Origin of the sequence: uncultured Caulobacter sp. (assembly GCF_937900395.1) — a bacterium.
Classification (GTDB): Bacteria; Pseudomonadota; Alphaproteobacteria; order Caulobacterales; family Caulobacteraceae; genus Caulobacter.
Genome location: NZ_CALCDX010000136.1, coordinates 1 through 3133 on the forward strand (window position 1 = coordinate 1; position 3133 = coordinate 3133).

Sequence of the window (3133 nt, forward strand, 5' to 3'; positions counted from 1 at the left end):
GTAGCTATCCCACGTTTTCTTGAAGGAATGTACGGACGCTTTGACGCGGATGAACCACTTAGTCACCTTCCACCCGAAGGTGACTAGGACTGTGATGGAACCGGCCATGATCGCGGCCTCCTTCACAAATCCTTGTGTGCTCAAGAGGTCCATTTTTATGCGCCGCCATCGTCGTTTTTCGGACGTGGAATGTCTTCGGTGTCGAACTTGTAGCGGACGAGCTTCAGGCCGACCCTACCCGTGATCCAGTTGATGACGTTCCAGAAGTTGCCAGCCGTGGCGTCGAAGACCACGAGTAGGTAGGACACGATCGGCGGGCGATGCGCCTTGTCTGGGTACTTCACCCGCAGCACGTTCACGATCACGAGCCCTACCATCACAAAGCAGAAAGCCCACCCCGTCAGAGCGGGGTGCGCTTTCGCCGTGTCTGCGAGGTAGAGCCCGACCTGCTCCAAGCTAGTCCTTGGCCTCGGCGAGGACCTTCTTGACGAACTTGTAAGTGAGCGGGATCTCGGCGACGACGAAGTTCATGATCGCCTCTTCGCGAGAGAGGCCCGGCTCGTCGACGGTCGCCTCCCGGCCGGCGAGCCGGCGCTCGCCGTCGGCGGCACCTGTTCTCGATGGTCGATGAGCATGGTATCGGGATCAACTATTGCTTATGGCACACATACCAGAACCTGATTATCCGTGACACCCATCCGGCATCGGGCCAGCATCCAAGCGGGTTTTGGGTGGCTGCGGAGCATGCGGATGGGCACGGAGAGCGGGTTGCGGCAGCGGGTCAGGGGCCTGAGCGAGGCCGGGTTCCGGCAGCGCTACGGGACTGAGGCGCAGTGCCGGGCGGCGCTGTTCCAGCTCCGCTGGGGCAAGGGCTGGGCCTGCCCGGGCTGCGCGCACGGCGGCCATGCCGAGCTCAAGGGCCGGGCGGTCTACCAATGCAACCGCTGCAAGCGCCAGGTCGGGCTGACCGCCGGGACGGTGTTCCACTGGACCAAGCTGCCGCTGACCACCTGGTTTCTCGCGATCTACCACCTGAGCCAGAGCAAGGGCGGGATGAGCTCGGTCGAGCTGGCGCGGCGGCTCGGCACGCGCCAGCCGACCGCCTGGCTGATCAAGCATAAGCTGATGGCGGCGATGGAGCAGCGCGAGGCCGAGAAGCCCAAGCTCGCGGGCCGGGTCGAGGTCGACGACGCCTATCTCGGCGGGCGGCGCGCGGGCGGCAAGCGGGGCCGGGGTGCGGCCGGCAAGACGCCGTTCGTGGCCGCGGTCGAGACCACCGCCGAGCGCAAGCCCAGGCGGCTCAAGCTCACCGTCGTGAAGGGCTTCAGGAAGAAGGAGATCGCGACGCTGGCCAAACGCGACCTCGCCGCCGGCAGCAACGTTGTTACCGATGGCCTGTCCTGCTGGGCGGCGGTCGGCGAAGCCGGCTGCGGCCACTTCCCGATGGTCACCGGTGCGGGACCCGGCGCGGCCAAATGGGTGCCCTTCACTTGGGTCAACACCGCGCTCGGCAACATCAAGACGGCGCTCGCCGGCACCTACCATCACGTCAGCGCCAAGCACGCCCAGCGCTACCTGACCAGCTTCGCCTGGCGCTTCAACCGCCGTTTCCAGCTGGACACCCTGACCGAGCGCCTCGCCTACGCCTGCGCACGAACCGCGCCGCGCGCGACGACCGAGTGAGGCCCGCGGGGCGACCGCCCCGAAAGGATGTGAAGGCCGGGCGGCGTGTACTGCGCCACATGGAAGCAGAGCGGGTAGTGGCCGCGCGACCCGAGCCAGTCTTCGAAGTACGCGAACCAGTCGTCGGCACCCATGAAGTAGGGCACCTCGTCGATCGGGAGGCTGAGAAGCGAGGCGACGCACGCCGAGAAGCAGTTGCCGCCCGGGACGCCGAACGTCGTCTGATCGACGGGCCTCACGGGCGGTCTCCCTTCGCGTCGAGCGTGCCGAAGCCGAGCGCCATGCCGATGCAGGCTGCGACCTTGGCATGTCTTGGCACCGCCCGCTCGGCGCGCCAGGCGCGCAAGCTTGGACCGAAGCGACGATGATTGAGCAGCCAGGCCTCGAGCCGGGGCGAAGAGCGCGCGAAACAGGGTAGCGCGAGCAAAAGGAAATCCGTCGTGGGGAGCAGCGGCACGAAGATGCCGATGAAGCCGATCGACACCAGCATCAGCCCGAGCACGAGCCATGCGGTACGAGCTGCCCGCCCACGCCGCAGGAGATCCTCGTCGCCCACGTTAGCCAAGGCGGGCATCGATGTGGGCCTGTACGCGAGCGAAGGCTTCCAGCGCGCCTTCGCCGGCACGCCTTTCCTCGTCTTCGTTCAGTTGAACGGCATCGAGCGCAGCGGTGAACGCTCGCCAGTGGGCGGCAGGGCCTTCCGGAGCTGGCGCCAGATGCCGTGCGCCAAATGCGTCGGAGAGGGAGAGCTTTTGCGCTTCCTTGCGCAGCAGAGCCGCACCCATATTGGAGCCCTCAGCGACGTAGAGCCACCCCAGCGCGGTGCCGCGGTCCGCCGGCGTGTCGGCAGCGAAGGTGGCCGTCCCTGCTTCAGGGACCGTGACATCGAGATCCTCCATGTCGGCCGTCACGAGCAGCAGACGATAGCGCTGGGCAAGATCGGGAAAGATGTCCCGAAGGCGCGGGTCGGCATAGAGCGCCGCGACATCGCGGTGGAACAGATACTGGATCGCGAGGAATTGCTTGTAGCGATCGAGGTTGGCGAAGGACGCTGCCGACATGATCGAACGGTCGACGCCCTCATGGACGCTGCTGGTAAGGGCCTTCAGGCGTTTGGCGCGGCTATGTGCGTCTGCGAGGGGTTCTGCGGCTGATACGGTCATGGGCATTGCTCCTGTTCAATAGGGAAATCATGGCGGAGCGGACGGTCAGAAAGCATAGCTGAGCCTGACGCTCGCGGTCGTGCGCTTGTAGGAATAGAGCCAGTCGATGTTGCTGGTGACGCGATTGTGCTGGACGACGATTTCGGGGACGAGCGGTCCCAATTTCAGGATCGGGAGACGGGCTATCCCGATCACGTTAAATTGCCGGTCCCGGCGCTGCGCCTCGAACAATTCACTGTAGGCGCGATGGCGACGGTGGCGATACGAGCCCATCAGGAAGAGGCTCG

The 3133-nt window shown here is 65.5% G+C and carries 6 protein-coding genes; 1 reads left to right on the plus strand and 5 read right to left on the minus strand.

Annotation, left to right across the window (positions count from 1 at the left end):
- Positions 1-155: 155 nt before the first annotated feature.
- Positions 156-380: a hypothetical protein gene (locus tag Q0379_RS11265; RefSeq protein ID WP_299008469.1), complete on the minus strand. Its 225-nt coding sequence runs from the start codon at positions 378-380 to the stop codon at positions 156-158.
- Between the two features lie 388 nt (positions 381-768).
- Between Q0379_RS11265 and Q0379_RS11270 the strand changes: the two genes are divergently transcribed.
- Positions 769-1683 (plus strand): IS1595 family transposase, encoded by a 915-nt coding sequence (locus Q0379_RS11270; protein WP_299008472.1) that lies wholly within the window; start codon positions 769-771, stop codon positions 1681-1683.
- Here the strand turns inward: Q0379_RS11270 and Q0379_RS11275 are convergent.
- The 4 genes from Q0379_RS11275 to Q0379_RS11290 all read right to left on the minus strand — a co-directional run.
- On the minus strand, positions 1641-1922 hold the full coding sequence (locus Q0379_RS11275; RefSeq protein WP_299008475.1) for a hypothetical protein: 282 nt from the start codon (positions 1920-1922) through the stop codon (positions 1641-1643). The two genes, Q0379_RS11270 and Q0379_RS11275, sit on opposite strands and share 43 nt — an antisense overlap.
- A complete protein-coding gene (locus Q0379_RS11280; RefSeq protein WP_299008482.1) occupies positions 1919-2239 on the minus strand; it encodes a YbaN family protein in 321 nt (106 codons plus the stop codon). The genes Q0379_RS11275 and Q0379_RS11280 overlap by 4 nt, the downstream gene beginning before the upstream one ends.
- 1 nt (position 2240) lies before the next feature.
- Complete coding sequence (locus tag Q0379_RS11285) at positions 2241-2846, minus strand: biliverdin-producing heme oxygenase (protein ID WP_299008478.1); 606 nt, start codon at positions 2844-2846, stop codon at positions 2241-2243.
- Positions 2847-2891: 45 nt separating this feature from the next.
- Positions 2892-3133, minus strand: a 242-nt coding sequence (locus tag Q0379_RS11290) for a surface lipoprotein assembly modifier (protein WP_299008480.1), incomplete at its 5' end; no start/stop codon positions are given.